Annotated in this window: 27 protein-coding genes; 11 read left to right on the forward strand and 16 right to left on the reverse strand. The window is 64.4% G+C overall.

Annotation, left to right across the window (positions count from 1 at the left end):
- Nucleotides 1-159: 159 nt before the first annotated feature.
- A complete protein-coding gene (locus tag EV560_RS18030) occupies nucleotides 160-372 on the reverse strand; it encodes a hypothetical protein (protein ID WP_131857148.1) in 213 nt (70 codons plus the stop codon).
- A gap of 366 nt (nucleotides 373-738) precedes the next feature.
- Nucleotides 739-1,089: a hypothetical protein gene (locus tag EV560_RS18035; RefSeq protein WP_248312113.1), complete on the reverse strand. Its 351-nt coding sequence runs from the start codon at nucleotides 1,087-1,089 to the stop codon at nucleotides 739-741.
- Nucleotides 1,090-1,557: 468 nt separating this feature from the next.
- Between EV560_RS18035 and EV560_RS18040 the strand changes: the two genes are divergently transcribed.
- Nucleotides 1,558-2,124, forward strand: coding sequence for a hypothetical protein (locus EV560_RS18040; RefSeq protein WP_131857149.1), 567 nt, complete (start codon nucleotides 1,558-1,560; stop codon nucleotides 2,122-2,124).
- 97 nt (nucleotides 2,125-2,221) lie between these two features.
- Here EV560_RS18040 and EV560_RS18045 read toward each other — a convergent pair whose 3' ends face one another.
- Nucleotides 2,222-2,752: a YybH family protein gene (locus tag EV560_RS18045; RefSeq protein ID WP_131857150.1), complete on the reverse strand. Its 531-nt coding sequence runs from the start codon at nucleotides 2,750-2,752 to the stop codon at nucleotides 2,222-2,224.
- An 87-nt stretch (nucleotides 2,753-2,839) separates the two neighbouring features.
- Between EV560_RS18045 and EV560_RS18050 the strand changes: the two genes are divergently transcribed.
- Nucleotides 2,840-3,802 carry a LysR family transcriptional regulator gene (locus EV560_RS18050; protein ID WP_131857151.1) on the forward strand — a complete coding sequence of 321 codons (963 nt, stop codon included), beginning with the start codon at nucleotides 2,840-2,842 and terminating at the stop codon, nucleotides 3,800-3,802.
- Between the two features lie 618 nt (nucleotides 3,803-4,420).
- On the opposite strand, the gene EV560_RS18055 is transcribed toward EV560_RS18050, so the two are convergent.
- A complete protein-coding gene (locus EV560_RS18055; protein ID WP_131857152.1) occupies nucleotides 4,421-4,813 on the reverse strand; it encodes a hypothetical protein in 393 nt (130 codons plus the stop codon).
- Between the two features lie 206 nt (nucleotides 4,814-5,019).
- Between EV560_RS18055 and EV560_RS18060 the strand changes: the two genes are divergently transcribed.
- Both EV560_RS18060 and EV560_RS18065 read left to right on the forward strand, forming a co-directional pair.
- The gene (locus EV560_RS18060) at nucleotides 5,020-5,910 is read left to right on the forward strand and encodes a helix-turn-helix transcriptional regulator (RefSeq protein WP_131857153.1); all 891 of its coding nucleotides are present in this window, start codon (nucleotides 5,020-5,022) and stop codon (nucleotides 5,908-5,910) included.
- Nucleotides 5,911-5,974: 64 nt separating this feature from the next.
- Complete coding sequence (locus EV560_RS18065; protein WP_131857154.1) at nucleotides 5,975-6,853, forward strand: NmrA family NAD(P)-binding protein; 879 nt, start codon at nucleotides 5,975-5,977, stop codon at nucleotides 6,851-6,853.
- Between the two features lie 42 nt (nucleotides 6,854-6,895).
- Here the strand turns inward: EV560_RS18065 and EV560_RS18070 are convergent, their stop codons facing one another.
- The gene (locus EV560_RS18070; RefSeq protein ID WP_131857155.1) at nucleotides 6,896-7,519 is read right to left on the reverse strand and encodes a TerC family protein; all 624 of its coding nucleotides are present in this window, start codon (nucleotides 7,517-7,519) and stop codon (nucleotides 6,896-6,898) included.
- Nucleotides 7,520-7,866: 347 nt separating this feature from the next.
- Here EV560_RS18070 and EV560_RS18075 point away from each other — a divergent pair, with 347 nt between their 5' ends.
- Nucleotides 7,867-8,145, forward strand: a complete 279-nt coding sequence (locus EV560_RS18075; protein WP_131857156.1) for a hypothetical protein — start codon at nucleotides 7,867-7,869, stop codon at nucleotides 8,143-8,145.
- Nucleotides 8,146-8,287: 142 nt separating this feature from the next.
- Here EV560_RS18075 and EV560_RS18080 read toward each other — a convergent pair whose 3' ends face one another.
- The 4 genes from EV560_RS18080 to EV560_RS18095 all read right to left on the reverse strand — a co-directional run bounded on the left by EV560_RS18080 (nucleotide 8,288) and on the right by EV560_RS18095 (nucleotide 9,519).
- A complete protein-coding gene (locus tag EV560_RS18080) occupies nucleotides 8,288-8,581 on the reverse strand; it encodes a DUF7696 family protein (protein ID WP_131857157.1) in 294 nt (97 codons plus the stop codon).
- 19 nt (nucleotides 8,582-8,600) lie between these two features.
- The gene (locus EV560_RS18085; RefSeq protein WP_131857158.1) at nucleotides 8,601-8,807 is read right to left on the reverse strand and encodes a hypothetical protein; all 207 of its coding nucleotides are present in this window, start codon (nucleotides 8,805-8,807) and stop codon (nucleotides 8,601-8,603) included.
- Between the two features lie 14 nt (nucleotides 8,808-8,821).
- A complete protein-coding gene (locus EV560_RS18090; RefSeq protein ID WP_131857159.1) occupies nucleotides 8,822-9,109 on the reverse strand; it encodes a hypothetical protein in 288 nt (95 codons plus the stop codon).
- 176 nt (nucleotides 9,110-9,285) lie between these two features.
- Entirely contained in the window at nucleotides 9,286-9,519 is a 234-nt protein-coding gene (locus tag EV560_RS18095; RefSeq protein WP_131857160.1) for a hypothetical protein, read from the reverse strand.
- 321 nt (nucleotides 9,520-9,840) lie between these two features.
- On the opposite strand from EV560_RS18095, the gene EV560_RS18100 reads away from it, so the two are divergent.
- On the forward strand, nucleotides 9,841-10,482 hold the full coding sequence (locus tag EV560_RS18100; protein WP_131857161.1) for a glutathione S-transferase family protein: 642 nt from the start codon (nucleotides 9,841-9,843) through the stop codon (nucleotides 10,480-10,482).
- 313 nt (nucleotides 10,483-10,795) lie between these two features.
- On the opposite strand, the gene EV560_RS18105 is transcribed toward EV560_RS18100, so the two are convergent.
- Nucleotides 10,796-11,002 carry a hypothetical protein gene (locus tag EV560_RS18105; protein ID WP_131857162.1) on the reverse strand — a complete coding sequence of 69 codons (207 nt, stop codon included), beginning with the start codon at nucleotides 11,000-11,002 and terminating at the stop codon, nucleotides 10,796-10,798.
- 13 nt (nucleotides 11,003-11,015) lie between these two features.
- Nucleotides 11,016-11,243: a hypothetical protein gene (locus EV560_RS18110; protein ID WP_131857163.1), complete on the reverse strand. Its 228-nt coding sequence runs from the start codon at nucleotides 11,241-11,243 to the stop codon at nucleotides 11,016-11,018.
- Nucleotides 11,244-11,591: 348 nt separating this feature from the next.
- Between EV560_RS18110 and EV560_RS18115 the strand changes: the two genes are divergently transcribed.
- Both EV560_RS18115 and EV560_RS18120 read left to right on the forward strand, forming a co-directional pair.
- Nucleotides 11,592-11,849, forward strand: a complete 258-nt coding sequence (locus EV560_RS18115; RefSeq protein WP_131857164.1) for a hypothetical protein — start codon at nucleotides 11,592-11,594, stop codon at nucleotides 11,847-11,849.
- 558 nt (nucleotides 11,850-12,407) lie between these two features.
- Nucleotides 12,408-12,875, forward strand: coding sequence for an NUDIX hydrolase (locus tag EV560_RS18120; RefSeq protein ID WP_131857165.1), 468 nt, complete (start codon nucleotides 12,408-12,410; stop codon nucleotides 12,873-12,875).
- Nucleotides 12,876-13,040: 165 nt separating this feature from the next.
- Here EV560_RS18120 and EV560_RS18125 read toward each other — a convergent pair whose 3' ends face one another.
- The 3 genes from EV560_RS18125 to EV560_RS18135 all read right to left on the reverse strand — a co-directional run bounded on the left by EV560_RS18125 (nucleotide 13,041) and on the right by EV560_RS18135 (nucleotide 14,358).
- Nucleotides 13,041-13,763, reverse strand: coding sequence for an SOS response-associated peptidase (locus tag EV560_RS18125; RefSeq protein WP_131857166.1), 723 nt, complete (start codon nucleotides 13,761-13,763; stop codon nucleotides 13,041-13,043).
- 15 nt (nucleotides 13,764-13,778) lie between these two features.
- Nucleotides 13,779-13,988 carry a hypothetical protein gene (locus EV560_RS18130; RefSeq protein ID WP_131857167.1) on the reverse strand — a complete coding sequence of 70 codons (210 nt, stop codon included), beginning with the start codon at nucleotides 13,986-13,988 and terminating at the stop codon, nucleotides 13,779-13,781.
- Nucleotides 13,989-14,130: 142 nt separating this feature from the next.
- On the reverse strand, nucleotides 14,131-14,358 hold the full coding sequence (locus EV560_RS18135) for a hypothetical protein (protein ID WP_131857168.1): 228 nt from the start codon (nucleotides 14,356-14,358) through the stop codon (nucleotides 14,131-14,133).
- A 791-nt stretch (nucleotides 14,359-15,149) separates the two neighbouring features.
- Here EV560_RS18135 and EV560_RS18140 point away from each other — a divergent pair.
- The 3 genes from EV560_RS18140 to EV560_RS18150 all read left to right on the forward strand — a co-directional run bounded on the left by EV560_RS18140 (nucleotide 15,150) and on the right by EV560_RS18150 (nucleotide 20,096).
- Nucleotides 15,150-19,172, forward strand: a complete 4,023-nt coding sequence (locus EV560_RS18140; RefSeq protein ID WP_131857169.1) for an autotransporter domain-containing protein — start codon at nucleotides 15,150-15,152, stop codon at nucleotides 19,170-19,172.
- Between the two features lie 235 nt (nucleotides 19,173-19,407).
- A complete protein-coding gene (locus tag EV560_RS18145; RefSeq protein WP_248312114.1) occupies nucleotides 19,408-19,716 on the forward strand; it encodes a hypothetical protein in 309 nt (102 codons plus the stop codon).
- 56 nt (nucleotides 19,717-19,772) lie between these two features.
- Nucleotides 19,773-20,096 carry a hypothetical protein gene (locus tag EV560_RS18150; RefSeq protein ID WP_131857170.1) on the forward strand — a complete coding sequence of 108 codons (324 nt, stop codon included), beginning with the start codon at nucleotides 19,773-19,775 and terminating at the stop codon, nucleotides 20,094-20,096.
- Between the two features lie 150 nt (nucleotides 20,097-20,246).
- On the opposite strand, the gene EV560_RS18155 is transcribed toward EV560_RS18150, so the two are convergent.
- Entirely contained in the window at nucleotides 20,247-20,642 is a 396-nt protein-coding gene (locus EV560_RS18155; protein ID WP_131857171.1) for a hypothetical protein, read from the reverse strand.
- 243 nt (nucleotides 20,643-20,885) lie between these two features.
- Nucleotides 20,886-21,512, reverse strand: coding sequence for a LysE family translocator (locus EV560_RS18160; protein WP_131857172.1), 627 nt, complete (start codon nucleotides 21,510-21,512; stop codon nucleotides 20,886-20,888).
- Nucleotides 21,513-21,527: the final 15 nt, after the last annotated feature.

Here is a 21,527-nt window from a genome sequence, read left to right on the forward strand (position 1 = left end):
CACGATGACGACGGCCATCCGTAGCCAGATGGCCTGCATGCCGCGACCAACCGTCATGGCCCCCCACTCCGCACAAACCGAGAAAAAGGCGTAGTCATCCTGCCGGTTATTGCCTGCCAGTTCTGATCTGGCCTGGCCGCTTTTCTTGCCGGCCCGATCCTATCCCGGCGCCTTGCGCGGGAATTGGATCACGTTCGAAGCAGTTGCGCGCACCTGCGTCCCGGCCAGGTCGACCAGCACGGTTTCGATAGCCTTGCGGATGCGAGCGTCCTGCGCGGTCTTCCCGGTTGCGCAGAAGAAGGCGCTTAGTAGATGGACGGCGCACTCATCGTAATTCGAAATGGAACGTCCCTGACTGCTCTTCAACGACATGTTGGCCCCACGCGATACATGATGTTTCAGATTGGATCGGCACAGGCGCATTGAAAGCGGATGGCGCAAGGTTCGGGCCGTGGGGACGGGACGGAACCACGACGGCCTGGCGCATCGGCCCGAAAAGTGGATAGCGGTTTTCGGAAAACCCGATGCGAAAGCAAGAAGCTGGATCAGCGGACGGGATACGTCCGGTCCGATGATCCAGATGCATCACAGCCGGCCTTGAAACATGCCGGTGACGGCCTCGCGACGGAGCGCGCCCGCCTGGCGCATGGACGCGCTCGGACAACCGACCGGGGCGACGGCCGATGGCTGGTTGGATGATCACGGCTGTCGCAGAGAAGCGACGTTCCGACGGCCGGATTACTGCTTCGGCCCCACGGTTCCGACGGTCCTCAGCCGGGCCGACCTCACCCAGCCGCTGACGTCGCCGCCGGTCCTGGGGTTGAGGTACATCACCGATGACCAGCCGTCCTGCGTCTGCGCATAGGCGATGAGCCGATCATTGGGGATGACGAAGACGCCCTTCACGGCACATTGGCCGTTCGGCGCCGAATAGAATTGCAGCCGGCCGGCGCCGGTCACGACCTGGGCGAGCGGCGGCGAGAAGGCCGGAGCCGCCTGCGCCCCTGCTTGCGGTTCCACGCAGGCCGCCTGCGCTGCGTGAGAGACTACGGCGCTCGCCAGCAGCGCCCCCAGCCAGATCGTCCTCATCAGCCCCCCTTCGCGCCAGCTGCCCGTTTCCAGGGAGACGCTCCTGCGCCAGCGCGCATGCTCTTCCCGATCGATCCGGACCAAGTCGCCACCTGTCACGGGATCTGCCGGAAGCCAACAGCCATCATGGCGGCAATGCAACCAAAGGAGGTACCCCGAAATATAATCTGCTAAACGACCAACTTTATCGACACTATCGTCGGCGCCACCGGCCAGTCGAACAGCAAGAATATCGGATCGGTTGAGGCTATCCGGGACGTTACACCGGTTTTGATGCGCTTATAAGGTGGCTTAAAAGCAGCTTACGGCCTCCGCCTACTTCGCCTCGAACATGTCTGGCCTCGCTCGAAGGCCTGCCTCCTTCGCATTGCCGTCGCGATCCTGGCCGCTGCCGTAGCGGCATGCATCGCGGCGCGTCCGATGTTCGAGCCGGCCACGCATAATGCTCCAGCTCCTGGGAGGGGTGTGATGGGATTGGGATCAGCCGCAATCGCGCTGATGAGAGCGTCGCTTGTACTGGGCATTCTGCTATCCACGGCCGTCACGTCCGGCGCGATCGATACGGCCTATCTCGGAACCTGGTCCCGCAGCGCGGATAAATGTGAATTCGACGACGTCTTTCGCATTACGCGGCAGGGGATGTCGGGGCATGAATTCGCCTGCAAGACGACGCGATCCAGCCGGAGCGAGAATGGCTGGAGCCTCCGTCTCGCATGCAGCGAAGAGGGCAACACATACACGCTCGATGTGCGATGGCATCTGCTCGAAAACGGGCGTCTGCGGGAAACGCGCAAAGGCAAGAGTACTGAATACGCGCGTTGCTCGGGCAGCGCCACGCCGCGCTCGCAGCCCGCTCTGATGGACACCCCATTTGGACGGGTGACGCAGCAGGAATTCGCCCGCAAATGCGTGGGCTGTTTCAACGAAGCCCAGGGCATGGGTCGAAGCGTCGGCGGATATTGCCCGGTGGGTTGCGTCGACGTGTTCTCGACGATGGTGTGCGACAACCAAGGGCGTTGCCGCGTGGGGCCGTGACGCAGAACGAGATGCCTCAACGGGGGAGCTTGGGCGCATCGTCGGCCCATCGGCTCGTAAGCGGCAGCCGCAGAGCGGCCCGCTTCGAGAGCCTCACTCAGCCTCCTCGCGCCAGAGCCGCCGCGCGGGCCAGCGTGATCTGTCCGGCCAGGGGATCGGCATGGCGGTGCGCCAGCCGCCACTCGCTGCCATGGCGACGATAGACCAGGGTGACGCGGAGCGGCCAATCCTGCGCCGGCAGGCCACCGACCTCGCCATGCCCATGCTCGATGACGGCGAGGACGACCATGTCCGCCGAGCCATAGGCCTGAACCAGTTCCTGTCTCAGCCTGCCGTTCCTGAAGAACCGGCCGATGCTCGCCCAGGTCTCCTCGGTGATATCAGGTCCGCGCGACGGCTTGCCGCCAAAGGGCGACATCAAGGTGAAATCCTCGGTGAGCGTGATCAGGGCGCGATAGGCGTCGACCTCGCCGCGCAGGAGCGCGGCATTGGCCTCCTCCGATCGCCGTGTGAGCTCCGCCAGCGCCAGCTCGACAGCAGCGCCCTCCTCCGCTCGGGACGAGCCGGTCGTCACAAGAAGGCCGGCGGCGCCGGCCGAGCAGACAAGTCCACGACGGGTGCTTTGCATGGGATGCTCCTGCTTTCGGTTTCAGATCGGTGAAGCCGAGGATGCGCAGCTTGAGCATGCTGAAGCCAATGATATGATTTCAGCGATATGCTGAACCAGATTGACCTCTCTCGGATCGATCTCAACCTCCTCGTGCTGTTCGAGGCGGTGTTCGAGCAGCGCCATGTCGGCCGAACGGCCGAACGGCTCAACCTCTCCCCCTCCGCCGTAAGCCACGGGCTCGGCCGGCTGCGCCGCCTGTTCAACGACCCGCTGTTCATGCGGACGCCGAAGGGCGTCGTCCCCACCGACCGGGCAGTCGAGCTCTCGGCATCGATCGCGGATGCGTTGGCGCGGGTGCGCGATATCGTCTCGACGGCGGCGCCGTTCGATCCGGCAAGCTCGACCCGGCGCTTCACCATCGGCGCGCCGGACGGCGTCTCAGCGGTCTTCCTGCCGCCCTTGCTGGAGCGCCTGCGCGCATCCGCGCCCGGCATCGATATCAGCCTGCGCCAGCTCCTGCCCGCGCAGGGCGAGACCGCCCCGGACCGGGCCTGGCGAGAGGCCTTCGCCGAACTGGAGGCGCGCTCCCTGGATGTCGCCATCATGCCCAGCGACGAGATTCCGGCCCGCTTCCATCGGCAGCTCCTCTACGAGGAGGATTTCGTCATCGCGATGCGCTCCGGACATCCATTCGCGGCGGCCCCCACGCTGGACGGATATTGCCAGGCGCAGCACCTCGTGGTCTCGCTCGCCGGCGATCCGCACGGCTTCGTCGACGAGGCCCTGCTCAGGCTGGGGCGCTCCCGCCGGGTCGCGCTGACCGTCCCAAACTTCATGTTCGCCATTGCCGCCCTTGCCGAGAGCGACCTGATCTCGGCGATCCCACGGCGGTTCGCCGCCCTGCTTGGGCCGCGCTTCGGTGTCGTGTCCCTGGACCCGCCGCTGCCGCTACCCGGCTTCCGGCTCAATGCCGTGACGCCCCAAGCCGCCATGGCGGATGCCGGCCTGGCCTGGCTGCTGGATTGCCTGGACACGAAGGCGATGCGGCAGGCGGAGACCGGCGCATAGGAGGAAGAGCAAAATTCTGCTCCTGCCCTCGCGACACCTCCCCTCTTGCCCGGAAGCCTGCAAGCGCCGGGCTGCCGAGGATGTGGACGCAGGCTCCAGGCCATGCAACTCTGAGCTGCGGCTTGGGGAATCGACTATGCGTAACGTTGTAATGCTCGGCGGTGCCGTGCTGATCCTGCTTGGCTCATGGGGGACTGGATCGGCGCAGAGCGGGGGCATCCTGCCGGAATGTCGCAGCATGAGGGATCAGCGCTCCTGCTCATGCGCGCTCGCAAACGGCGGACGGATGATCGACGATCCGGCTCGTCCCGGCCGCAGGGCCTGGAGGTCGGCCAAACTCGGCACGGCCGCGCATATGGCTTTCATGAACTGCAGCAATGGCTCGGGGCGGTAGCTGGATCATCCGCGAGCGTGCCCAGCCTGAAGGCGATCCGGCCGCATCGTCGCCGCTCAGCCAGGCGGGGCGGTCGGAGGCGTTTCAACCCGCCTCGGTTTTCAAATGCCGGCTTGGATCATTTCCGCGCTTCTGCGAAAATTCTCTATCTGTCTGATTTGACGCATTTTCTTCACGCGAACCGGTGTCCACTTCGTCAAAAATTCTGTGGGGGTGCTGGCAGATCAGCCCTCCGCTCGAACACAATGGAAGCGCTGTTGAATGAGGGCCACGACCTCGTCGTCGTTTGTCTCGATTTCGAAGTATGAACTGTCAATCGCGCGCACGATCGTCCACGGCGTTGTCGCCGAACCCTTGAACGCCCTGAACTCCCCCCAGATAACTTGATGGATGTCTTCAGCCAGGGAACTCAGAATTTTGCCGGATACTCGCTCACCGGAAGCAACCAGCGCGCGAATTGGGCGGGTGTCTTTGCCCGTGGCCCAAAAATCCTCATCCGCATGATCGACTTCCCAATCTGCGTTCTCGGCATAAGGCCGCAAGACCGCGAGGATATCTCGCAGGTCGAACGCTAAGCAGCCGGTTGGGTCGGTATCGTGAATCGTGAGTGTCGGCATCGGGACAGGCTGGCATGGACCGTTACAGCTTGAAAGCGGCCCTTGCCTCTATAGCCGCTGCGTGCGCGAAACCTGGACCGCCTGAGATGAGCGTGCAGCGGAGGTTCGGCTTCGCGATCAGCGGCCAACGCATCTGCGCCCCTTCGAATTGACGCAATGTTGCGACGAGGATTGAGCCGGCATCATCCCGCAGGTTAAGTCCGACCATGACATTGTCCTCGCCTGTCCCTCAGGTTCTGTTCTCGAGCGCCGACAGGGGCTGGAATGGGCTCGAGGCTGCGCTCGTGCATGTTCCGCGCGGCCTGTCGCGCGCGCCGGGCGGAGAGCTCCACAGGCTGGGCATCCATTTCGGCCCGCCCGCGAACGCGGATTGTACCGTTGGCGGCAGGCGGATGCGGCGCTTGCAGAAGCAGGGCGACATCGATTTCGTTCCGGCGGGAACGGAGGGCTCCTGGGAGGACGACGCGGATTGCCGGATTCTGCGCCTGAGCCTTGGCCAGTCGCTCATGGACCAGGTTGCCGAGGAGCTTGGGCGGGACGCGGCTAGGCTCGAACTCATCCCGCGCCTGCAGCTGCGCGATGCCCGGATCGAAGCGATCGGCTGGGCCATCAAGGCGGATCTCGAGGCGGAGACGCCATCCGACCCGCTCTACATCGAGCTTCTGGCGAATGCCCTTGCGGTCCGGCTGATCGAGACCGCCACTGCCGGCAGCCCGTCCCCGAAACGCGCCGATGCGCCAGGATTGTCCACGCGCCAGTTGCGCGTGCTGACCGAATTCATCGAGACGAACCTTGAGCGGAAGCTTCATCTCGCCGATCTGGCGGCGGTCACGGGCGTCGGCGTGACCCGTCTCAAGACGCTGTTTCGCAACAGCACGGGCACGCCCGTGCATCAATATGTGATCCGTCGCCGCGCCGAATATGCACGTGCGCTGATCGCGACGACGACGACACCGGCCAGCGAGATCGCCCTTGCCGCCGGCTTTGCCAATCAAAGCCACATGGCCTCGACGATGCGGCGCATCCTCGGCCTGACGCCAGGCGAGATCACGCGTCCGCCCCGCGAAATCCGGCCGAACTTGCAAAGGCCCGCCTGAATCTGTGCGATGCGCCCAGCCCGCTTCCCTAGGTCTTGCGCATCGCAACCAGGGAATCTCGAACATGTTTGCAATCGTCGGAGCCGCCGGAAAGGTCGGCTATGCAACCTCATTGGCGCTGCGCCAGGCTGGCGCGCCGGTCAGGGCAGTGCTGCGCGATCCGGCAAAGGCGGCGCGGCTGAGGGAGATCGGCTGCGAGATCGCTCTGGCCGACCTCCGGGATTCAGCGGCGCTGGCCGGATCGCTCGCTGGCGCGGATGCCGTGCAGATCATCCTGCCGGCATCGCTGGAGACGACTGACACGGCGGCAGAGATGCGGCAGGCGATCGAAAGCCTGGCCGGGGCGCTGGAGCAGACCCGCCCGAAGCGCGTGCTGGCCATTTCCGATTACGGCGCGCATGTCACCAAGGATATCGGGATGCCCAGCATGTTCCGCCGCTTCGAGGAGCGGCTCGGCCAGCTGGATGCCCACGTGCTGATCCTGCGATCGGCGGAGCATATGGAAGGATGGGCGCGCGCCATCCCCGTCGCCATCGCCTCCGGTATCCTGCCAAGCTTTCACGCACCGCTCGACCGGGAATTTCCGATGATTTCGGCTGCGGATCTCGGCCCGATCGCCGCCGGCCTGCTGTCGCGGCCCGCCGATCGCAAGGGTGTGGAGGTCATCCACGCCGAAGGACCGCGTCGCTATAGCGCCAATGATGTGGCGGCGGCGCTGGGCGGGCTCCTGGGCCGAACCGTGCAGGCACGGGCCGTCCCGCCAGCGCAATGGCAGGAGACATTCGAGCGGATCGGGAATGCGGGACTCGCCGATCTCCTGGTCAAGCTCTACCACGCCCATGGCAAGGGTGGCCTGATCGATATCGAGCCCAATGCTGGCGAGCCACGCCATGGCACCACCGCACTGATCGATGCGCTTCGGCCTCTTGTTCCGCCCCGGTGAGGCCGCGCCCCACGCGATCGGACCGAGCTCCATCGGCTCCAGTCACGTCAGGGGCCAGATCTCGAGCCAGCCGCGGTAGATCATGTCCATGGCGACGTAGAGGATGACGGCGAGGCCCAAATAGGCGATCCAGCGGTGTCTTTGCAGGAGGCGGGCGATGAAGCTTGCGGCGATCCCCATCAGGGCGATCGACAGGCCGAGGCCGAAGATCAGGACGACGGGATGGTCCCGGGCGGCGCCCGCCACGGCCAGGACGTTGTCGAGCGACATCGACACGTCGGCGACGACGATCTGCCAGGCTGCCTGGCGAAAGGTCTTGCGCGGGCGGCCATCGCCGTCTTCCGCTTCCGTATCGACGTCGGAGTGGTCCGAGGCATGGCCGCTCCGCAGCTCCCGCCACATCTTCCAGCACACCCAGAGCAGGAGAATGCCGCCAGCCAGCAGAAGGCCGACGATCTCCAGGATCTGGGTCGTGAGGCCGGCGAAGGCGATGCGAAGGATCGTGGCCGCGATGACCCCGACCAGGATGGCCTTGTTGCGCTGCTCCTTGGGCAGCCCCGCCGCCGCCAGTCCGATCACGACGGCATTGTCGCCGGCCAGCGCCAGGTCGATCATGATGACCTGGAAGAAGGCCGACAGGGCTCCGGCCGATAGAAGCTCGCTCATTGCCGCTCCCACGCTGATCGCACCATCCGTCCCGGCGCACGGCGGAAAGCCCGCCCGGCACAGGTGCAGCGCTCGAAGACACGTCGTCGCCGGAGATTGCCTGTGTCGGCGGCCCGCGTCCACTTCCGGCGCGCTCCAATCTCGCTGGCTGGCACGTTTCAGTGCGTCGCCACAGCCGGCCGGATAGAGGCGGCTGCCCCAAGGGTCGCGCATTCTGTTTCCAGATCGCGCTTGCAAGGGCGCTTTAAGCGCGGCCTGTAACGGTCCGTTATGCTTTACGACCGGTTCGCGGTTGGATGGCCGGCCCGCGGCGGCTATGCCTGCAGCCATACCCGCATGGATTGAACATGATGGCCGCAGCCGCTCCCCTCCCGACCGTTGAGACCTACCTGCATATCCATGCGGAAAGCCCCGCGCTCGCACGGATGGACCGCGCCATCGAGCAGCTCGGGGCTCAGGCCAGGTTGGTTGCGGCGATGCGCGGGCGGGCTCGGGCGTCGCAGATGGCTCCATCCACTGGAGCCCTTCGCTCGGTCCTGGCCATCCGGCAGATCGTCGCCTCGGTTCTTGGCGCGCAGGCCATGACCCCGCTTGCCGTCGCGGGCGAGAGCGCCGTCCCACATTGATGTCCTGCTGACATCGTTATCGTGCCGGCATCGATTTCTTGCCGGCATCGTTTTCTTGCCGGCATAATTTTCTTGGAACCAACGTGAGCCGCGGACGTTTCCCTGCAGCTCTTGCGTTTAAGCCACGGTCCCTCAGCCCCCGTCAGCGCCTGCTGGCGGGGGCCTTTTGGTTTTCGCTGCGCAGTTGCTGGAGGCGCGCGATCTCCGCGACCAGCTGCGCCACGGCAGCATCACCACGATGGTGCTTGATGCCCCTCGCCTCATCGCCCTCGCCGCCGGTCACGCCGTAGAGCATCGCCTTGCGCTTCTCCGCGGACATGTCGAGCAGGTAGGCGATCTCGCATTCGTGCTGCCATTCCCACGACCAGGTCGAGACGTCGCGATTGGCGAGCAGGCTGAAAGCCATCGGTTCATTGGCGAGGTCGCGGGTCGTCATGGCTCCGGCTCGTCATGGCTCAGTGCGAGGAGTGATGCTTCGCCTGTTCCAGATTCGCGCGGGCGAGGAAAGCCTCGAGCCTGGCGAGGGCGTGACCCGAGAGATAAAGCTCGATCGGCTTGCCGTCGGCCCCGCGCCCGGCAATGACGGCGCCTTCCAGCGGGTCGGCGCTCAAGGCCATCTCCGAGAAGTCGACGATCTCCAGCCTTGTCGGGCTCTCCTTCATGCGGCGCCTCCTTGTCAGACGGTCGGGCAGCGCGTGATCAACCCGCCGGTGGCGACGATCTCGAACCAGCAATCGTCGACGAATTTGACCTCGCTGCCGTCTTCCAGCGTGTACATCACGCCGGCCATGCCGGGTATGGTCCGCCAGACGATGACGATGTGGGGATTGCCCTCCTCGTCTTCGCAGGCCTCGCGGTAGAGCTCCGTCGGCTCCAGCGGCAGCTGGTACTGATCCGGATGGTGCCGCCGCAGGCGCTGCACGACGAGCGCATCGTTCTTCGAGAGCTTTGGCCTGACCACCATGGCGACACCTACGCAACGCGACCGCTGCCACTCAACGGCGGCGAGACCTTCCGGTTCCGCCGCCAGAGCCGGGACCGATCAGGTCGCATCGACCTGATCGGCGAATCCGCCACTCAACGATCCGTATAGACTGCGTGATCCGATCTGATCGCCGCGTGCTCTAAGGCTTGGCGAGATTATGGCTTGGCGAGATCCCCGGGCTTTGCCTTGTTGAGGATGTTCGCACCATCGTCGGCGAGCATCAACTCTACTGCGCGGGCGATGTCGGTCGGCAGCGGCTCCGGTTGGCGAAGGTTCCATTCGACATAGTCGCGCGTATGGCGCGCCTGATCGGCCAGCAGGGAGACCCAGTCGCGGCCCTGGAACCTGCTCGCCATCTCGATCGCGACTTCCAGACCTGTCCGGGCCATGGTGGCTGAACTCCCAATGGTGTCGAAGGGCCAACGTCCCATTGCGAGAGCTGTTCCGGCTCAAGGGTTTATCCAAAATGCCCAGGGAGCGGGACGGAACGATTCCGCGCCAGCGTCGTTGCTCGTGTCGCTTTGCGCAGCGCGCTGATCGCGCCGAAGGTCAAGCCCGCCGGCCAATCCCAGGCCAAGATCCGAATGCGAGCGCCGGAAACGACCGGGATGGGTGGAGCGGGGTCATTCGCCGGCAGGGCTTGTGAGCTTGACCGTTAAACCCCCCGCCGCTCAATAATGCGCCGCCAAGTGCGAAAAACAGGGTCCGGGATGCTGCGCCTCCACTACTATCCGGGCTTCATCAGCCTCGCCACTCATATCGTCATCGAAGAAATCGGCGCCGAATACGAACTATCCTTCGTAAATCTGCATAAGGGCCCGAGTAAAAATCCGTCATACCTCGCCCTTCACCCTGACGGCCTGGTCCCTACGCTAGAGGACGGACGTCTGGTGATTTTCGAGAGCACTGCAATCATTCTGCATTTGCTCGAGATGAATCCGAGCGTGCCGCTGATGCCAGAACAGGGGAGCGCCCTGCGGCCACAGTTCTATAAGTGGCTTATGTGGCTCTCTACGGCGTTGCACGCCAATTTGTCGTTGTATCTTCACCCAGGCAAAGTCGCGGAGACGGCCGAGGCACAGGCAGAGATCAAGGCGGCCGCCGAACGCCGGATCGACGTTCAATTCGATCGCGTCGAAGCTGAGTTGGCGCGACATGGCGGCCCATGGCTGCTGGGCGATAGCTATAGCGCAGTCGATGCTTACCTCTTCACATTGGCGCGGTGGTCCCGTGGCATGGACCGACCTGCCGCGAGTCGACCGCTGCTGAGCGCCTACCTGCAGCGCATGATCGAGCGACCGGCCGTGCAGCGCGCGCATGCGCAAGAGCATATTCCGAAGCCCTGGGTTTGAAGCCGACGAGGGGCGGGAGCCGACTGGCGGCTTTCATCCTGCGTCAAGTTCAGCTTCAGCATAGAGCGAAGCCCTCAGGGCGGCCGTTAATGAATATGAGCTCAGGCGTGATGGAACGCCGGGCGTCCGAGACAGTTGAGCGCTTAGCAAGCTCTCGTCCGAAGGCCGCATGATGGACCAGCCCGACGATCGCCGCAGGCGCTCCATCGACCGGTTGCTCTGGCTCGTGATCGGAGTCGTGGTCCTCACCGGCACGCTCTACCAGGTGACGCGGATCTGGTGACATCGCGCTGCACACCATCCCCGCAGCTATCTACCCCCTCCTTGGAAGGTTGTCGTTCGCAGCGCTGCCGGCCGCCTTCTTCAGTGCATCATAGAGCGCGACGGCGTCGGCCAGGGCGATCAGCTCGCCCTTCTCCTCTGCGCTGACGATCGCGCCTGAAAGCTCCGCGATGCGCCTCAGCGCGATCAAGCGGTCGGTGTCGTCGCTGATAATCGGAAGGTCACGATCCATCAGCACGGCAGCTCTCCGTTCACTCCTCGCCGACCCCGGCAGCCGTGACATTGCTGGTTTCGTGCGGATTGTCCGAAACGCCCCGCAGCACCTTCATGCTGTCGGTATAGGCATCGATCGCCGCGACGATCTCGGAGAGCTCGCGCTCTTTCGTGTCATCGCCCTCGCGGTCGAGCAAGTCGTCGGCGCGTGCCAGCGCGGCGGCGAGTTCGGTATCATTGCGGATCGTCAGGGGTGTGTGAGCCATGGCCTCTAAACGGCTGATCGCCTCACTCGTTCCACCGCGGCATCACGGCGCTGCAGACAGGGCTGTGGGCAACTCGACAGGAAGCATGGACTCGGCGGCCGAGGCGTCGGAGCATAGGCGCGACGCCGATGGGCGGAAACGCGTCATTCCAAGCCGAAGGTGCCGTCGCAATCGCCTTCGGAACTGGCCAGGCCCCGTCAGCTCCAGAGCTGTCGGGGCCCTTTTTTTTGCGGTGCGCGACGATTCCGCTACCCCGTAATTCCGGCGCCGGTCGAGGGAACCAATTCGACCCACGCGCGTTATAGCCCTGGCCCGCGCCGGGCTGCCGACACGTCAAAGGCAGCATCCATGTTCAGCAACAAAGGTGAACTTGTCACTCGGGCGGGCATTCCCGTCCCCGTGACCATTGATATGGTCAGCCTCGATGGCCCCGGACGAACCGGTCATCTCCGCTGCGATACGTCCCGACTTGAAACGATCGACTTCCTCTACCCGATCCGGGTGACGTGCGAGGACGGGACGCTGCTCGACATCGCGGTGACCAGCTATAGCGACAAGCACATGTCCTTCATTGGCCGCGTGTCGCTCGAGGTTTCGCTGGTCTGACCAGGCGAAGCCGTTTCGTCCCATAGGCCTCGACCAATCCCGCCGCGGTGAGTGCCTGCCAGGTCGACTTGCGGGCCGACGAAACGCTCCCTCCGGCGAGCACTTGTCCGAACCTGGTCCAGACCGCATCGCCCCCGTTTGCCTGCAGCCAGTCATAGGCCGACTGCTGGGAGGGGCTCAGGCTCTGTCCGGTCTTGAAGGCAGATTTCATGGTCATGCCGCAATAACTGGGCACAAAGCCCCACGTTCCCGCAGAAAAACGTCGCAGGGCATTGGCGCGGGAGGGCGGCACCGGCGCAGTTGCTGAAATGCGTAGCGGAGCGCCGTTCGTACATGGAAAGATGAGGCCCCGCAGAGCGCTGCGCTTGACCACCCGATCATCGCTTCGACCAATGTCGGCCGGAACGATCCGTTATCCCACAGCGTTCCCAAGCTTGTCCCGGATCCGGCGCTGAGGCGGCGGCGCGGGCGGCGGCCCGCTCCTTGCACCAGTCGGGGCGGGGCGGCTCTCGCGACCCGCACCTTGCCTCGTCGCTTCGAATTGGAACGCATCCGAGCATGAAGAAGCCGCATTCCGAAAAGGCCCGCCTACAGGTCGCAGCGCTGCCTCTGCGCCACGGCGCCGACGGATCGGTCGAGGTCCTGCTCGTCACGACGCGGACGACGAAGCGCTGGACGGTTCCCAAGGGTTGGCCGATCAAGGGGCTGAAAGCACATGAGGCCGCAGCCCGCGAGGCTGCGGAAGAGGCTGGCGTGATCGGCAAGATCTGCAAGCGGCCGCTCGCCGAGTACCTCTACTGGAAGCAATGCGCGGACGGGCCCATCCTGTGCCGGGTGAAGCTCTTCAAGCTCCGTGTCGATCGCCGGCTGGACACCTGGCCGGAGAAGGCCGAGCGCCGGCAGCAATGGTTCAAGTTCAGCGACGCGGCGGATCTGGTCGGCGAGCCGGGTCTCGGCGCCATCATGCGCTCGCTGAAGGTGGAATTTGCGCGTGCGCCAGCTCCGGAGCCGCTGGCGGCGGAGTGAGTGGCCGGAGCGAGCCCCATCCCCATTTGCAGCCTGCTGACCAGTCCTGTCGCCGCCAGAATTCTAGAGCATTTCCGCGTTTCTTCGAATCGCGAAAATTCTCTATCTATTTGTTTTGACGCATTTTCTTCACGCGAACCGGTATCCACTTCGCTCGAAAATGCTCTAGATGAGCGAGCCCTGAACCGGCGGCTCCGGCGCTACGGGCTCTTCTGCCGGGGCCGGCGCGCATGTCGCCGGATCATCGTCGCCGACCCCTGCCCTGTTCATCCGCTTGTGGACGATCCATTCGCGCATCTCCGGCGGCGGCTGCATCAGCAGATCCTTGCCGCCATGGCCCTGCAGCCAGTGATCGAAATCGGCGGGGTGGAGCATCGCCGGCATGCGGTCATGGAGCTGGGACATCCATGTATTCGCCTCGCGGGTGATGATGCTGCAGCTGACGATCTCCTCACCGGTCTCGGGGTTGCGCCAGCGTTCCCAGATGCCGGCGAAGGCCATGAGCGTGCCGTTCGCATGGCTGATGAAATGCGGGATGCGGTCCTCTTTCGGCCCGGTCCACTCGTAGAAGCCGCTGGCCGGAATGATGCAGCGGTTTTTGACGAAAGCCCGGTTGAACAGCTTGTTGGTATCGATCGTCTCCAGGCGCGCATTGATATGGGGCACGACGCCCTTCAGCGGGCCCTTGTGCCAGGGCGGCACCAGGCCCCAGCGGGCCTTCTTCAGCGCGCGGCCCTGGCCGCTCCAGACGATGACGTCGACCTCGTTGGTCGGGCTGAGATTGTAATGGGCCTGCAGATTGGGCGCGGGCGCCGCCGGCACCGTCAGCGGCTGGCTGAACGCATAGACGTCCTCCCACGTATAGGCCTGGCTGAAACGTCCGCACATCGGCGCTTCCTCACCTCACTGCATCGGCACGTGCTTGGCCTGCTCGACATTGGCACGGGCGAGAAAGGCTTCCAACTTCGCGAGAGCATGCGGCGACAGGTGGATGTCGACGAGTTGCTCGCCGACGATCTCCACGGTGATGACGGCCCCTTCCGAGGGGTCGGCACTCACCATCATCTGCTTGACGTCGATCACCTCGAGATCGAGATTCGAAACCTTCGCCATTGTCGAACCCTGTTATTGCGTGCGCCTCCGGGTGCGCGAGTATCAACGCGCGAACCCGCCTCGTGTGCCCCGCGCTCGGCTGGAAAGCGCGTGGCGTCAGCGACACAGGAAGAGCTCGGCCGCAGCGAAGCTCCGCCGGTCATCAGCGATTTCGTTGCCAGCGATCAAAGATCTGCGATCTCAATTCGTCGTCATCGCTGATGACGCCGACGAGCGCGGCCGCGATATAGGCCAGTTCGTTCCGTTCGCGCTCGACCCGCTCCTCGGGAACGCTCCCGGGACTGGTCGCCTTGATCTTGTTCCAGACGGCCTCGATGGCCGCTTGCGCTCGCGCGAGGTCGTTTGGATCACTCAGCGATGAAAAGGGCATTGTCTCCTTCCTCCAGCCCAAGGTTGCGACGAAAAATCTAGGCGCCGATTCCGCGCGCGCAAGCCTCCGGCCGCGCCAACGCGATCGGAGAAAGACGGGTGTGGCGAAGAGGAAACAGTCCTGCCGCGGGGTGTCTCGTGATCAGTTCGCGGATACGCTTCCTGCGCTCTGCGCGTGCTCCCGGTCGCTCGCCTGGACGGGGTGGAGAGCAAGATTCGAAAGAGCATGATTCCGCAAGAAGCCAAGCAACTCTCCACATAAACTCGATCAGGTCACCGCATCACGCTGAGATCCGGCAGCGGACCTCCGCCTGCAATCTACAGTGATGTCTCAGCACCGGACGGCGTCATCCCGGACGCAGCGCAGCGGAGTTCCGGGATCCATCGTCGAGCGCGACGCCCTTCGACGGATCCCGGAGCGGCGCCGCTGAAGCGGCTTGCCCGGGATGACGGAGAAAAGCCTGCGGCCTTGTCGGCAAGAGCGCGACACTCGGTCTGTCCTATACGGGACAGCTCGCCGGGGATGCCCAGGATCATGCTTTCAAGGCCAACCTCGCGTCGAAATTCTGACGTGACAACAGCCTCTTGAGGCGGGCTCCTGCGACAATGATTCAAACGGAATGACGCCAGAGCTTTGGCCGAGGGACCCGGCCTGAAGGCGGCTCCCTCGGCCAAGTCCACAATCCAAGCTCGTTCCGTAACGACCCGTTGCCCTTGTCGTGCCATAGAGCTTGCGAGGCGGGGCGAATCACCTAAGCGCTCCGCTCTGGATATGCCTACCGGAGACGGACGATGCAGGCGGGCGCGGGCGAGCGTTCTACGGACTATGTGAAATTCACCAGAGAAGGCAGGAGAAGGGGCAGGCTGCTCGCTGACGTCAGCGCCGCCGCACTCGCCTGCTGGCTGCCCTCGGCGGTCTCGGCAGCGACCTATTTCGTCAGCGATGACGCCGGGTTGCGCAGCGCCATCACCACGGCGAATGGCGACGGCGATCCCAGCTCGACGATCGTGTTGACCCAGAGCTTCACCGTGGGCACGACGAGCCTGCCCGTAACGGTCAAGCCCATCACGATCGACACCCAGGGTTTCGTGCTGTCTCCTCAGACGGCCGCCACCGCGATCGCTCTGATCGGCAATACGACCCTGTATACATTGATGGGTTCGTATCGAGGCCTTGATGGTGCGACCGGGGGAACGGCCGTCGGGATCCGGCAAGGCGCTTCCGTCACCAATATGGGTCTTCTCCAGGGCGGCAATGGCTCAGCAGGCGCTGGGGGATTGGGTGTCGACCTTGGCGGCCCGGGAAACGTCCCCACGCTGACGAACCATGGCGTCATTCGTGGCGGGACAGGCACGACAACAGGCCATTCAGCCATCCTTGTGCGCCAGACCGGCAGCCTGATCACCAATACCGGGACGATCGAGGCAGGACCTGGAGTCGCCGCCATCAGAGGCAACAACGCGAGCACGAGCCTCGATATCGTCAATAGCGGAACGATCCGGGGCGGCGGCGCGGGCGCCAATGCGATCGAACTCGCGGCGGGAGCCACGACCGGCGCAATCCATCTGGAGCTCCAGGCCGGCTCGCAGATCTTCGGCAATGTGGTCGGAAACGCGAGCTTGGCCGCAGGCGACAGTTTCCGCCTTGGCGGCACCGCCGATGCCAGCTTCGACGCTTCGAGCATCGGCGCGACCGCGCAATACCGGAATTTCGACAATTTCCAGAAGGTCGGCAGCAGCACCTGGACGCTGACCGGCATCAACAACACGGCACTGCCCTGGACCGTCACTGCGGGCACCTTGCTGGTCAACGGCTCCATCAATGCCGCGGTCACGATCGATGCAGGGGCGACGCTGGGCGGTTCGGGGAGCATCACCGGCGTCGTCGTGGCACCTGTCGGCGGCACCCTGGCGCCGGGAGGAGCCGGATCGGCTCCCGGCTCGTTGACGATCAACGGCAATCTGCTGATGGACACGGCGGCCGTCCTGAATTTCGATCTCGGCCAGGCCGGCGTGGCCGGCGGGGCGCTCAACGACCTCCTCACCGTCAGCGGCGGCATCACGCTCAACGGGACCACCCTGAACGTGACGACGACCGCCGGCGGCAGCTTCGCGCCGGGTGTCTACCGGCTGATCGATTATGGCGGCGCGTTCATCGGCAGCATCACCACGGGCTCGCTGCCCTCGCCGGATTTCTTCCTGCAGACGGCCGTTCCCGGGCAGATCAACCTCATCAACACGGCCGGCATGGTGCTGCGCTTCTGGGACGGCCCGGATGCGCCGAACAACGGCGTCATCGGCGGCGGCAACGGCGTCTGGGAGAGCATCGGCAGTCCGGTCTGGACCAACCAGGCCGGCGCCCCGAACGGCTCCTTCGCGACCGGCGCCTTCGCGGTGTTCCAGGGCGCCGCCGGCACGGTCACGGTCGACACCAGCTCCGGCCCGGTCATTGCCGGGGGCATGCAGTTCCTCACCAATGGTTACATCATCCAGGGCGGCGAGATCACGCTGACCGGCGCGCAGGCCTTCATCCGCGTCGGCGACGGCGCGGGCGGTGGCGGCGTGACCGCGACGATCGCCTCCAACCTGACCGGCAGCGCGCAGCTGGTGAAGTCGGACCTGGGCAACCTCATCCTGACCGGCCAGAACAGCTATACCAGCGGCACCGTGATCTCCGAGGGCCGCCTGGTCCTCGGCAATGGCGGCACGAGCGGCTCCATCCAGGGCGATGTCGCGGTCAATGGCGCCGGCTTGCTCAGCTTCAACCGCTCGGATGCCGTGAGTTTCGGCGGCGCGATCTCGGGCACCGGCCGGGTTGCGCAGGAGGGCTCCGGCACGCTGACGCTGACCGGCGCCAATACCTATAGCGGCGGCACCACGATCTCGGCCGGAACGCTGATCGGCTCGGCGACCAGCTTCGGCAGCGCCGGGATCTTCAACAACGCCGCCCTGATCATCGACCAGCCTGTTGACGCCACCTTCGCCAACCAGATCGTCGGCACCGGCTCCTTCACCAAGCGCGGCGCGGGCACTCTCAACCTCACCGGCAGCAGCAGCGGGCTCGGCGGCGCGACCACGGTCGCGGCCGGCAAGCTCTCGGTCAACGGCTCGCTGGCGGGTTCGGCGGTGACCGTGCTCGCCGGCGCTTCGCTCGGCGGCAACGGCACGGTCGGCGCCACGACGATCCAGTCCGGCGCGACGATCGCGCCCGGCAACTCGATCGGCACCCTGACCGTCAACGGCAACCTGACGCTGGCGCCGGGCTCGACCTACGAGGCCGAGATCGCCGGCAATGGCACGTCCGACCGCATCGCTGTCACCGGCATCGCCACGGTCACCGGCAGCCAGGTCGGCGTCAGCGCGCTCGATCCGCAGACCAGCTATATCAACGGCCAGCGCTATACGATCCTGACCGCGACCGGCGGTGTCGCCGGCAGCGCGCCTGGCGCCGTCTCGCGCTCGGCCTTCCTCGATCTCAGCGTCGACCAGCGGCCGAACCAGGTCGACCTCGTCATCGCGGTCAAGGGCACGCCGCCCGTGACGCCTCCGGTCACGCCTCCGACCGATCCGGGCACGCCAACCGACCCGGTTACTCCGCCGGTCACCCCACCAGCGACGCCGCCGGTGACGCCCCCTGCCCCGCCGCCGGCCGTGTTCCAGACGGTGGCCCAGACGCCGAACCAATACGCGACTGCCCTGGGGCTCAACAGCCTGCCGCAGGTCGGCGGAACGCTGGCGCTCTATAATAGCCTGCTGGTGCTTGACGCGCCTTCGGCCCGCGCCGCCTTCGACGCGCTCTCGGGCGATGCGCATGCCTCGGCCAAGACCGCGCTGGTCGAGGAAAGCTGGCTGCTGCGCAACGCCGTGAACGACCGGTTGCGCTCGGCCTTCGGTGGCGTCGGCGCCGCGCCGATGGCGACGATGAGCTACGGCTTCACTGCCGACCTTGCGCCTGCCGTGAAAGGTCCGATGCCGAGGCTGGCGCCGACTGAGCGCTTCGCCGTCTGGGGCCAGGGCTATGGTTCATGGGGCAGGACCGATACCGATCGCAATGCCGCCAAGCTGACGCGCTCGACCGGCGGCTTCCTGCTCGGGGCCGATGTCGCTGCCTTCGACACGATGCGCTTCGGCGTCATTGCCGGCTACAGCCGCAGCGAGTTCGACGTGAAGGGCAGACTGTCGTCCGGCGAGAGCGACAACTACCATCTCGGCCTCTATGGCGGCGGGCAGTGGGGCGCGCTCAGCCTGCGCACCGGTGCAAGCTACACCTGGCATGAGATCGAGACCTCGCGCATCGTCGCCTTCCCGGGCTTCGGCAACAGCCTGCGGGCTGATTACAATGCCGGCACGGCCCAGGTCTTCGGCGAGCTCGGCTATCGCTTCGATGTCGGACAGGTCGCGCTCGAGCCCTTCGCCGGCCTCGCTTACGTCAACCTCCACACCGACGGCTTCAACGAGATCGGCGGCGCCGCGGCACTCAACGGCCGCAGCGACGATACCAGCCTCGGCTATTCGACGCTCGGCCTGCGCGCCTCGACCGCGTTCGCGCTCTCGGGCATGGACCTGACCCTGCGCGGTGGCCTCGCCTGGCGCCACGCCTTCGGCGATGTCGATCCGACTGCGACGCTGGCCTTCGCCGGCTCCAGCGCCTTCACCGTCGCCGGCCTGCCGATCGCCCGGGATGCCGCGCTCGTCGAAGCCGGGCTCGACCTTGCGATCAGCAAGAGTGCGACGCTCGGGGTGTCCTATACCGGACAGCTCGCCCAGGATGCGCAGGACCACGCCTTCAAGGCGAACCTCGCGGTAAGATTCTAAGCCGCAAGCAAGACGCGGAGATCCGGCAGCGGATCTCCGCCTGCAATCTACAGTGATGTCTCAGCACCGGACGGCGTCATCCCGGACGGAGCGCAGCGGAGCTCCGGGATCCATCGTAAAGCGCAACGCCCTTCGATGGATCCCGGAGCAGCGCCGCTAAAACGGCTTGTCCGGGATGACGGGGAAATGCCTGGGGCTTGCACGGCTCGGAGCGCTGTCTGGCAAGTAAATGCCTATGATCAGCATTGCGTTGAAAGCGGTCATTGCTGTCGAGGCACCATTTCAGGATGATCAGAAGATGCCAAACCGTCCCCACAACGCCGATCACGCGGTTATTCACCTGGATGGGGATCAAGCGGTCCTCTTGTTCGAGTATTTGTGGGAAAGCCTTTCCGGCGACGGGCGGCCTGTTGAGCAAACAGCGGAGGTTGCGGTTCTCAATCATGTGCTGTGCCAGCTGGAAGAGCAGTTGGTTGCCCCCTTCCGCGATGACTATGCGGATCTTCTGAGCTCCGCTCGTGCCCGCTTGAAGCCGGCGGGCTGAAACGCGTTCCCGTCCACGAGAGGTTGTTGGCGCACATGTGTTGCGAAGGCCAGCCAATGAGTAGCGAAGCCCGTATCGACATGGCGAGGTTGCGCGACATCGGTTGGAGGGAGTGGGACCCAATCGGCCTTCTGACCTACAAGGATGTCTGGGGGACCGAGGGCTATGTCGACGAGTATGACAGGTATTTGCTCGCGGTCGCTCGCCATCTGCGTCGAGGGGGCACTGTTCAGGATGCCGCCACATATCTGCTGACAGTCGAACGCAACTATATGGGACTGAGCCCTCACCCGCAGCAAGACGCTCGCGCCGTAACCGTGGCGCAATCGATCAAGAACTACGTTGCCGGACTGGATGACGAGCGCGAAGCTTCCGCCTAGAGCATTTCCGCGTTTCCCCGGATCGCGAAAATGCTCTATCTATTTGTTTTGACGCATTTTCTTCACGCGAACCGGTATCCACTTCGCTCGAAAATGCTCTAAATCTCCGAGATGGGTCGATAGCGCGCTCTCGCAGGCGATGCCAGGCCGCTACCGCTTGATGTCCCGGTTGAATGCGAGGGATTTGGCTTTCCACCGCGCGAGGCGCTCTGCCAACTTCCATAGAAAGTAAGTAGCCGTGAGAAGCCATCCCATGTAAGCAAATATCCCGATTACCACGGCATCATTCTTGATCTGGGTGGCCGATTTGGCATCTCCCTGAAAGCCCGAATAGCTGTGTATTTCCCAGGCCGCATATGAAATCATGATAATCATGATTAAGTTATAGATTTTATTTCGAACGAATATTCCCGTGAACAACGCGAGCGCCATCAACCCAATCCCGCCTAGATTTTTGAAACTCCATGCTTCGCCAGAGCCGAGGAACACCAGCACGGACAAAGAAAGAGCCAGGCTAAGAGCGTAGCACACCGATCCGAATATCATGGCTTCTGATCCTGAGCAGACGATCCGTGTCTTCTGAGTCTAAACGGCCGAACTCAAGCTATGGGGTGGATCTGAACGTTCGCACTGATTGCAACGAGGTCGCAGCCGTAGCTTGGCTCTACCGTCACGAGTGCCGCTTGTCCGTTCGCGATGCTAAGTTCCGGATCCCGTAGCCGCTGGCTATACCGTGATGAGGTGGGGCACGGCGACCGATGCCGCCGGCGCCACGCCGCGCAGATTGTCCTACCGCTCTTGCAGCGCCAATCGCACGCCGAGGGCGCAATAGATCCCTCCGACGGCCTTGCCCTGCCACTTCAAAACGGCTGGATGACGGCGGATGAAGTTACCCAATCCGCCGGCGCTCACGGCAAACACGACCGTGCTGAAGAAGCCGATAAAGGCGAACAGCACACCTAGAATGATCAACTGAAGTGAGACCGGCCCGTTCTCCGGGTGCACGAACTGGGGCAGGAAGGCGAGGAAGAACAGGGCCGTCTTGGGGTTGAGCACTTCAGCCAAAATGGCTTGCCGAAATGCCTCACGCGCAGAAATCTGGCTTTGGCCTCTGCCGAAAGCCGCTGGCGTCTTGTCGAGAATGGCCTTGATCCCGAGATACACGAGATAGGCAGCACCAAGATATTTGACGACGCTGAACAAAAGCGCCGATGTCGCAATGATCGCCGAAATGCCAATGGCAGCGAAGGTGGTGTGAATGATGTCACCCGCCGTGATGCCTGCTCCGGTCGCGATACCGACTCGTGTGCCCGAGGTGGTTGCTCGGGCCACGGTGAGCAGGGTGGCCGGTCCGGGGACAAACACAAATCCCAGCACAATGAGACAGTAAGTCAGCAAGGTGGTCTGGTCGATCATCGGCACCCCCTGAGG

The organism is Allobosea sp. BK604 (assembly GCF_004341515.1).
Classification (GTDB): Bacteria; Pseudomonadota; Alphaproteobacteria; order Rhizobiales; family Beijerinckiaceae; genus Allobosea.

What these genes read in the sequence shown, in the direction of transcription:
- EV560_RS18030 (WP_131857148.1), bottom strand. Translation starts at nt 372, where the DNA reads ATGTCGTTGAAGAGCAGTCAGGGACGTTCCATTTCGAATTACGATGAG.
- EV560_RS18035 (WP_248312113.1), bottom strand. Translation starts at nt 1,089, where the DNA reads ATGAGGACGATCTGGCTGGGGGCGCTGCTGGCGAGCGCCGTAGTCTCT.
- EV560_RS18040 (WP_131857149.1), top strand. Translation starts at nt 1,558, where the DNA reads ATGGGATTGGGATCAGCCGCAATCGCGCTGATGAGAGCGTCGCTTGTA.
- EV560_RS18045 (WP_131857150.1), bottom strand. Translation starts at nt 2,752, where the DNA reads ATGCAAAGCACCCGTCGTGGACTTGTCTGCTCGGCCGGCGCCGCCGGC.
- EV560_RS18050 (WP_131857151.1), top strand. Translation starts at nt 2,840, where the DNA reads ATGCTGAACCAGATTGACCTCTCTCGGATCGATCTCAACCTCCTCGTG.
- EV560_RS18055 (WP_131857152.1), bottom strand. Translation starts at nt 4,813, where the DNA reads ATGCCGACACTCACGATTCACGATACCGACCCAACCGGCTGCTTAGCG.
- EV560_RS18060 (WP_131857153.1), top strand. Translation starts at nt 5,020, where the DNA reads ATGACATTGTCCTCGCCTGTCCCTCAGGTTCTGTTCTCGAGCGCCGAC.
- EV560_RS18065 (WP_131857154.1), top strand. Translation starts at nt 5,975, where the DNA reads ATGTTTGCAATCGTCGGAGCCGCCGGAAAGGTCGGCTATGCAACCTCA.
- EV560_RS18070 (WP_131857155.1), bottom strand. Translation starts at nt 7,519, where the DNA reads ATGAGCGAGCTTCTATCGGCCGGAGCCCTGTCGGCCTTCTTCCAGGTC.
- EV560_RS18075 (WP_131857156.1), top strand. Translation starts at nt 7,867, where the DNA reads ATGATGGCCGCAGCCGCTCCCCTCCCGACCGTTGAGACCTACCTGCAT.
- EV560_RS18080 (WP_131857157.1), bottom strand. Translation starts at nt 8,581, where the DNA reads ATGACGACCCGCGACCTCGCCAATGAACCGATGGCTTTCAGCCTGCTC.
- EV560_RS18085 (WP_131857158.1), bottom strand. Translation starts at nt 8,807, where the DNA reads ATGAAGGAGAGCCCGACAAGGCTGGAGATCGTCGACTTCTCGGAGATG.
- EV560_RS18090 (WP_131857159.1), bottom strand. Translation starts at nt 9,109, where the DNA reads ATGGTGGTCAGGCCAAAGCTCTCGAAGAACGATGCGCTCGTCGTGCAG.
- EV560_RS18095 (WP_131857160.1), bottom strand. Translation starts at nt 9,519, where the DNA reads ATGGCCCGGACAGGTCTGGAAGTCGCGATCGAGATGGCGAGCAGGTTC.
- EV560_RS18100 (WP_131857161.1), top strand. Translation starts at nt 9,841, where the DNA reads ATGCTGCGCCTCCACTACTATCCGGGCTTCATCAGCCTCGCCACTCAT.
- EV560_RS18110 (WP_131857163.1), bottom strand. Translation starts at nt 11,243, where the DNA reads ATGGCTCACACACCCCTGACGATCCGCAATGATACCGAACTCGCCGCC.
- EV560_RS18115 (WP_131857164.1), top strand. Translation starts at nt 11,592, where the DNA reads ATGTTCAGCAACAAAGGTGAACTTGTCACTCGGGCGGGCATTCCCGTC.
- EV560_RS18120 (WP_131857165.1), top strand. Translation starts at nt 12,408, where the DNA reads ATGAAGAAGCCGCATTCCGAAAAGGCCCGCCTACAGGTCGCAGCGCTG.
- EV560_RS18125 (WP_131857166.1), bottom strand. Translation starts at nt 13,763, where the DNA reads ATGTGCGGACGTTTCAGCCAGGCCTATACGTGGGAGGACGTCTATGCG.
- EV560_RS18130 (WP_131857167.1), bottom strand. Translation starts at nt 13,988, where the DNA reads ATGGCGAAGGTTTCGAATCTCGATCTCGAGGTGATCGACGTCAAGCAG.
- EV560_RS18135 (WP_131857168.1), bottom strand. Translation starts at nt 14,358, where the DNA reads ATGCCCTTTTCATCGCTGAGTGATCCAAACGACCTCGCGCGAGCGCAA.
- EV560_RS18140 (WP_131857169.1), top strand. Translation starts at nt 15,150, where the DNA reads ATGCAGGCGGGCGCGGGCGAGCGTTCTACGGACTATGTGAAATTCACC.
- EV560_RS18145 (WP_248312114.1), top strand. Translation starts at nt 19,408, where the DNA reads ATGATCAGCATTGCGTTGAAAGCGGTCATTGCTGTCGAGGCACCATTT.
- EV560_RS18150 (WP_131857170.1), top strand. Translation starts at nt 19,773, where the DNA reads ATGAGTAGCGAAGCCCGTATCGACATGGCGAGGTTGCGCGACATCGGT.
- EV560_RS18155 (WP_131857171.1), bottom strand. Translation starts at nt 20,642, where the DNA reads ATGATATTCGGATCGGTGTGCTACGCTCTTAGCCTGGCTCTTTCTTTG.
- EV560_RS18160 (WP_131857172.1), bottom strand. Translation starts at nt 21,512, where the DNA reads ATGATCGACCAGACCACCTTGCTGACTTACTGTCTCATTGTGCTGGGA.